At 70.7% G+C, this 6,444-nt stretch carries 5 protein-coding genes; 3 read left to right on the top strand and 2 right to left on the bottom strand.

Translation table 11 applies throughout. The annotated features are described in order from the left end of the window. Positions 1-135: 135 nt before the first annotated feature. Together tal and tkt are read right to left on the bottom strand one after the other, a co-directional pair. Positions 136-1,254: a transaldolase gene (gene tal / locus IE316_RS32280; RefSeq protein ID WP_190208096.1), complete on the bottom strand. Its 1,119-nt coding sequence runs from the start codon at positions 1,252-1,254 to the stop codon at positions 136-138. Positions 1,255-1,288: 34 nt separating this feature from the next. Next, complete coding sequence (tkt, locus tag IE316_RS32275; protein WP_190208095.1) at positions 1,289-3,376, bottom strand: transketolase; 2,088 nt, start codon at positions 3,374-3,376, stop codon at positions 1,289-1,291. A 421-nt stretch (positions 3,377-3,797) separates the two neighbouring features. Here tkt and IE316_RS32270 point away from each other — a divergent pair, with 421 nt between their 5' ends. The 3 genes from IE316_RS32270 to IE316_RS32260 all read left to right on the top strand — a co-directional run bounded on the left by IE316_RS32270 (position 3,798) and on the right by IE316_RS32260 (position 6,428). After that, complete coding sequence (locus tag IE316_RS32270) at positions 3,798-4,784, top strand: heme o synthase (protein ID WP_190208099.1); 987 nt, start codon at positions 3,798-3,800, stop codon at positions 4,782-4,784. 123 nt (positions 4,785-4,907) lie between these two features. Then, the gene (locus IE316_RS32265; RefSeq protein ID WP_190208094.1) at positions 4,908-5,231 is read left to right on the top strand and encodes a hypothetical protein; all 324 of its coding nucleotides are present in this window, start codon (positions 4,908-4,910) and stop codon (positions 5,229-5,231) included. A gap of 90 nt (positions 5,232-5,321) precedes the next feature. Next, positions 5,322-6,428 carry an amidohydrolase family protein gene (locus IE316_RS32260; RefSeq protein WP_190208093.1) on the top strand — a complete coding sequence of 369 codons (1,107 nt, stop codon included), beginning with the start codon at positions 5,322-5,324 and terminating at the stop codon, positions 6,426-6,428. Positions 6,429-6,444: the final 16 nt, after the last annotated feature.

Genomic DNA, 6,444 nt, shown 5'->3' with positions numbered 1-6,444 from the left:
CGTACACGGCGGGCATGAGCTTCTTGCGGGAGAGGTCGCCGGTGACGCCGAAGATGACCAGGCCCGACGGCCCCGCGATACGCGGGAGCCGCCGGTCTGCGGGGTCACGCAGCGGATTGCTGCTCGACAAGGTGGTCAGCCCTCCGAGGGGGCGAGGCGCTGGAGCTCCGCCTCGGTCGACTTCAGCAGGTCGGTCCAGGCGGCCTCGAACTTCTGCACGCCCTCGTCCTCCAGCAACTGGACGACCTCGTCGTACGAGATGCCCAGCGCCTCGACCGCGTCGAGGTCGGCCCGGGCCTGCTCGTAGGTGCCGGAGACGGTGTCACCCGTGATCTCGCCGTGGTCCTCGGTGGCCAGCAGGGTGGCCTCCGGCATGGTGTTCACGGTGTTCGGGGCGACCAGCTCGGTGACGTACATGGTGTCGCTGTACGCCTTGTCCTTCACACCGGTCGACGCCCACAGCGGACGCTGCTTGTTGGCGCCGGCCTTCTCCAGGGCCGCCCAGCGGTCGGAGGAGAAGATCTCCTCGTACGCCTGGTAGGCGAGCCGGGCGTTGGCGAGGGCGGCCTTGCCGCGCAGCGCCTTGGCCTCGTCGGTGCCGATCGCGTCGATCCGCTTGTCGATCTCGGTGTCCACGCGGGACACGAAGAAGGACGCCACCGAGTGGATCTGCGACAGGTCCAGGCCGCGCTCCTTGGCCTTCTCCAGGCCGGTCAGGAACGCGTCCATCACCTTGCGGTAGCGCTCCAGCGAGAAGATCAGCGTGACGTTGACGCTGATGCCCAGGCCGATGGTCTCGGCGATCGCCGGGATGCCCGCCTCGGTGGCCGGGATCTTGATCAGGGCGTTGGGGCGGTCCACCAGCCAGGCGAGCTGCTTGGCCTCGGCGACCGTCGCCTTGGTGTTGTGCGCCAGCCGCGGGTCGACCTCGATGGAGACCCGGCCGTCCTTGCCGCCGGTGGCGTCGAAGACGGGCCGCAGGATGTCGGCGGCGTCCCGGACGTCCGCCGTGGTGATCATGCGGATGGCCTCTTCGACGGTCACCCGGCGCGCGGCGAGGTCGGAGAGCTGCAGGTCGTAGCCGTCGCCTTCCGAGATCGCCTTCTGGAAGATCGACGGGTTGGTGGTGACGCCCACGACGTGCTGCTGGTCGATCAGCTCGGCGAGGTTGCCGGACGTGATCCGCTTGCGCGACAGGTCGTCCAGCCAGATCGCCACGCCTTCATCGGAGAGGCGCTTGAGTGCGTCTGTCATGGAAATTGCATCTCCTACGTGTCGTATATGAGCGTCAGCGCTGAGCGGCGGCGATCGATTCCCGCGCCTTGGCGGCCACGTTCTCGGCAGTGAAACCGAACTCCTGGAAGAGCAGCTTGCCGTCCGCGGAAGCGCCGAAGTGCTCCAGGGAAACGATGCGGCCGGCGTCCCCGACGTACCGGTGCCAGGTCAGCCCGATCCCGGCCTCGACCGCGACGCGGGCCTTGACGCTGGGGGGCAGGACGCTGTCCCGGTACCCCTGGTCCTGCTGCTCGAACCACTCGACGCACGGCATGGAGACCACCCGGGTCGGCACCCCGTCGGCCTGGAGCCGCTCACGGGCCTCCACGGCGACGTGCACCTCGGAGCCGGTGGCGATCAGGATGACCTCCGGCTCGCCGCCCTCGGCCTCGAACAGCACATAGCCGCCCTTGGCCGCGTCCTCGTTGGGCTCGTACGTCGGCACGCCCTGCCGGGTGAGGGCGAGGCCGTGCGGCTGGCCCTTGCCGAACTCCTTGGTCCAGCGGCCGAGGATCTCCCGCCAGGCGATGGCGGTCTCGTTGGCGTCGGCCGGGCGGACCACGTTCAGGCCCGGGATGGCGCGCAGCGAGGCGAGGTGCTCGACCGGCTGGTGGGTCGGGCCGTCCTCGCCCAGGCCGATGGAGTCGTGCGTCCACACGTACGTCACCGGCAGGTGCATCAGCGCCGACAGCCGGACGGCGTTGCGCATGTAGTCGGAGAAGACCAGGAAGGTGCCGCCGTAGATGCGGGTGTTGCCGTGCAGCGCGATGCCGTTCATCTCCGCGGCCATGGAGTGCTCGCGGATGCCGAAGTGGATCGTGCGGCCGTACGGGTCGGCCTCGGGCAGCGGGTTGCCCTCGGGCAGGAACGACGAGGTCTTGTCGATCGTCGTGTTGTTCGAGCCGGCCAGGTCGGCGGAGCCGCCCCACAGCTCGGGGACGACCGCGCCGAGCGCCTGGAGCACCTTGCCGGAGGCGGCCCGGGTGGCGACGCCCTTGCCGGTCTCGAAGACCGGGATCTTCTCCGCCCAGCCGGTGGGCAGCTCGCCCCTGGCGATCCGGTCGTACTCGGCGGCGCGCTCGGGGTTGTTGTCCCGCCACTGCTGGAAGGACTTGTCCCACACCGCGCGGGCGGCCTTGCCCCGCTCCAGCGCCTTGCGGGTGTGCGCGAGGACCTCGTCGGCGACCTCGAAGGACTTCTCCGGGTCGAAGCCGAGCACCCGCTTGGTGGCGGCCACCTCGTCGTCGCCGAGCGCCGAGCCGTGCGCGGCCTCGGTGTTCTGCGCGTTCGGGGCGGGCCAGGCGATGATCGAGCGCATCGCGATGAAGGACGGGCGGTCGGTGACCCGCTTCGCCGCCTCGATCGCGTCGTAGATCGCGTTCGGGTCCAGGTCGCCGTCCGGCTTCGGGGCGACCCGCTGGACGTGCCAGCCGTACGCCTCGTACCGCTTGACGGTGTCCTCGGAGACGGCCGTCTCGGTGTCGCCCTCGATCGAGATGTGGTTGTCGTCCCACAGCAGGATCAGGTTGCCGAGCTTCTGGTGGCCCGCGAGGGAGGACGCCTCGGCGGAGATGCCCTCCTGGAGGCAGCCGTCACCGGCGATGCAGTAGATGTAGTGGTCGAACGGCGACTCGCCCTGGGGAGCCTCCGGGTCGAACAGACCGCGCTCGTAGCGGGCGGCCATCGCCATGCCCACCGCGTTGGCCACGCCCTGGCCCAGCGGGCCGGTGGTGGTCTCCACGCCGGTGGTGTGGCCGTACTCCGGGTGGCCCGGGGTCTTCGAACCCCACGTCCGGAAGGACTTCAGGTCGTCCAGCTCCAGGCCGAAACCGGCCAGGTAGAGCTGGGTGTAGAGGGTCAGGGACGAGTGGCCGGCGGACAGCACGAAGCGGTCGCGTCCGACCCAGTTCGCGTCGGCCGGGTCGTGCCGCATCACCTTCTGGAAGAGGGTGTACGCCGCGGGGGCCAGGCTCATCGCCGTACCGGGATGGCCGTTGCCGACCTTCTGTACGGCGTCGGCGGCCAGGACGCGTGCGGTGTCGACGGCCCGCTGGTCCAGCTCGGTCCACTCGAGGTCTGTGGTGGTCGGCTTGGTGCTCACCCTGGGTCAGGGCTCCTCTCCACATGTCGGATGCCGGTGCACGTGAGCGCCCACCGGCTGCCGGCGTTTCGGCATCGGCCGGCCGCTGACGAGCCTACCCCCGTAAGTACGTGCGTTTTTTCCTTTGGAACCAGACTGCCGGGACCACCGGGTATCCGCCTCCTGACCGGGCCGAACCGCATTCGGCAAGTGAATACGAAGGCGCTCATCTGACCGCTCATCCGACCGCTCGTCCGACTGCGCGGCGGGCCGCTCATCGGATCGCTCGAACGACGCCGGGCGCGCACGTCGGAGCGCGTCCGCCAACACGACCCACCCCCGCGAAGGCCGGGGTATGGGCAACGTCTAAAGTGGCGTGGTACGCGCGAGCCCTTTACCCGCATCTCACGCGGGGCGGCTCGCTGGGATGTCTCTGTCAGGGGTGTGCGTGACGGCCGTTGAATCCCGTCCTGCGGGTGGGGGTACCTCCCATGCCCTTAAGGCGATGGGGGATATCGGGACGAGCCGGGGCCCGAGTCACCGGCCGTTCGGGGCCCGTGTCAAGGCGTTCGTGGCGCTGACCAAGCCGCGGATCATCGAGCTGCTGCTGATCACCACCGTTCCGGTGATGTTCCTCGCCGAGCAGGGCGTGCCGGACCTGCGTCTGGTGCTGCTCACCTGCGTCGGCGGTTACCTCTCCGCGGGTGGCGCCAACGCGCTCAACATGTACATCGACCGCGACATCGACGCGCTGATGGACCGCACCTCGCAGCGTCCGCTGGTCACCGGGATGGTCAGCCCGCGCGAGTGCCTGGCCTTCGGCATCGGCCTCGCGGTGGTCTCCACGCTGCTGTTCGGCCTCACCGTCAACTGGCTCTCCGCCTGGCTCGCCCTCGGCGCGCTCCTCTTCTACGTCATCGTCTACACGATGATCCTCAAGCGCCGCACCTCCCAGAACATCGTCTGGGGCGGCATCGCGGGCTGCCTGCCGGTGCTGATCGGCTGGTCCTCGGTGACCAACTCGATGTCCTGGGCGCCGGTCATCCTCTTCCTGGTGATGTTCTTCTGGACGCCGCCGCACTACTGGCCGCTGTCCATGAAGGTGAAGGACGACTACGCGCGCGTGGGCGTGCCGATGCTGCCCGTCATCGCCTCCAACAAGGTCGTCGCCCGGCAGATCGTCATCTATAGCTGGGTGATGGTCGTCGTCTCGCTGCTGCTCACTCCGCTGGGTTACACGGGGTGGTTCTACCTGGTCGTCGCCGCGGTGGCCGGGGGGATGTGGCTGTGGGAGGCGCACGGGCTGCAGAACCGGGCCAAGGCGGAGGTGACCGGGGCGAAGCTCAAGGAGATGCGGCTGTTCCACTGGTCGATCACCTATGTGTCGGTGCTGTTCCTCGCGGTGGCTGTGGACCCGTTCTTGCGGTGAGTTCTTCGCTGCGGGTGTGTTGTGGCTTGTCGCGCTCACGCGGCGGAGCCGCACATCGATACCGCCCGCGCCCCGTCGGGGGCGCTCTTGTCGGCGCTTCCTACTCGCCGGTAGCATCTTTGTATGGCAGAGACTGAGCAGGCTGACGAGCGGACCGTCGGGCGGGTGGCGCGGCGGATCGGGGCGTTCTCCAAGGCGCACGGCGGGGCCGAGGGGCAGGTCGCGTATCTCGGGCGCGGGGCGCGGATCGTGCTCGTCGGCGCGGACGGCGACTGGGGCGACGTGGTCGCCCCCTCGTACGAGATCGCCGAGAAGGCGGTGGCACGGGCCGGGATCACCGTCCACGAGTCGTTCGACGGCGAGTTCGCCGGCAAGGTGCGCACCGGGCCGTACGAGTGGTCGCGCATGGCCGGCATCCAGGTGGGCGGCCCCCGCAACGGGGCCTGACATTCGCACGGGGTGTGGACGAGCAGCACCTGACACGTGCTTCACCCGTTAGGACCTGTGAGCAGCACGGCGTCTACACGGGGAGCCCGGATGATCGACACGCCGTCCCTGGTGGACCAGTACTGCCACGGCGTCCTGCGGACCGAACTGGGCCTGGGCACCTTCGAGGCCCAGTTGGCCCGCACCGAGGGCCCGCCCGCGCCCGGCACCACCCTGTTCGACACCCAGACCGGGTTCGCGGTACGCCGCTGGTGCCCGCCGCTGCTCGGCCTGGAGCCGCACTGCCCGCCCGCCCGCTATCTCGCCCGGCGCCGCGAGCTGGGCGTCCTGGAGGCCGGCCGCAGGCTGCTGCGGGGCAGCGGCATCACCACGTACCTGGTCGACACCGGGCTGCCCGGCGACCTCACCGGGCCCGCCGAGCTGGCCTCGGCCGCGGCGGCCGACGCCCATGAGATCGTCCGTCTCGAACTGCTGGCCGAGCAGGTCGCCGACACCTCCGGCACCGTCGACTCCTTCCTCGCCAACCTCGCCGAGGCGGTGCACGGCGCCGCCGCGCACGCCGTGGCCTTCACCTCCGTCGCGGGCGTCCGGCACGGCCTCGCGCTGGCCCCGCAGCCGCCGGGCCCGGGCGAGGTGCGCGGCGCGGCCGGCCGCTGGCTGGCGGGGCGGGCGGTCGGCGGGGAGCTGAGCGACCCGGTGCTGCTGCGCCACCTGCTGTGGATCGCGGTCGCCTCCGGCCGGCCGCTGCAGTTGCACGCGGGGCTCGGCGAGCCCGGTCTGCGCATCGACCGCACCGATCCGGTGCTGCTCACCGAGTTCGTCCGGGCCACCGCCGGGCTCGGCACCGATCTGGTCCTGCTTCACGGCTACCCGTACCACCGGCAGGCCGCCCACCTCGCCGGGGTCTTCCCGCACGTGTACGCCGACTCCGGGGCCGCGCTGGTGCGCACCGGCGCCCGGGCCGCCGCCGTCCTCGCCGAGATCCTGGAGCTGGCGCCGTTCGGCAAGGTCCTGTTCTCCACCGGCGCCCGGGGCCTGCCCGAGCTGCACGTGGTGGGCGCCCGCCTGTTCCGGGAGGCGCTGGGCCGGGTGCTCGGCACCTGGGTGGCCGAGGACGCGTGGTCCCTGACGGACGCCCAGCGGGTCGCCGGGATGATCGCCTCGGGGAACGCGGTACGGGTCTACGGGCTGGAGTGACCCGGCTCAGGCGCGG

Origin of the sequence: Streptomyces fumanus, assembly GCF_014655295.1 — a bacterium.
Lineage (GTDB): Bacteria > Actinomycetota > Actinomycetes > Streptomycetales > Streptomycetaceae > Streptomyces > Streptomyces fumanus.
Note: the sequence above shows the minus strand (reverse complement) of the source record. Positions and strands in the feature narration are given on the sequence as shown.

What these genes read in the sequence shown, in the direction of transcription:
- tal (WP_190208096.1), bottom strand. Translation starts at nt 1,254, where the DNA reads ATGACAGACGCACTCAAGCGCCTCTCCGATGAAGGCGTGGCGATCTGG.
- IE316_RS32260 (WP_190208093.1), top strand. Translation starts at nt 5,322, where the DNA reads ATGATCGACACGCCGTCCCTGGTGGACCAGTACTGCCACGGCGTCCTG.
- IE316_RS32265 (WP_190208094.1), top strand. Translation starts at nt 4,908, where the DNA reads ATGGCAGAGACTGAGCAGGCTGACGAGCGGACCGTCGGGCGGGTGGCG.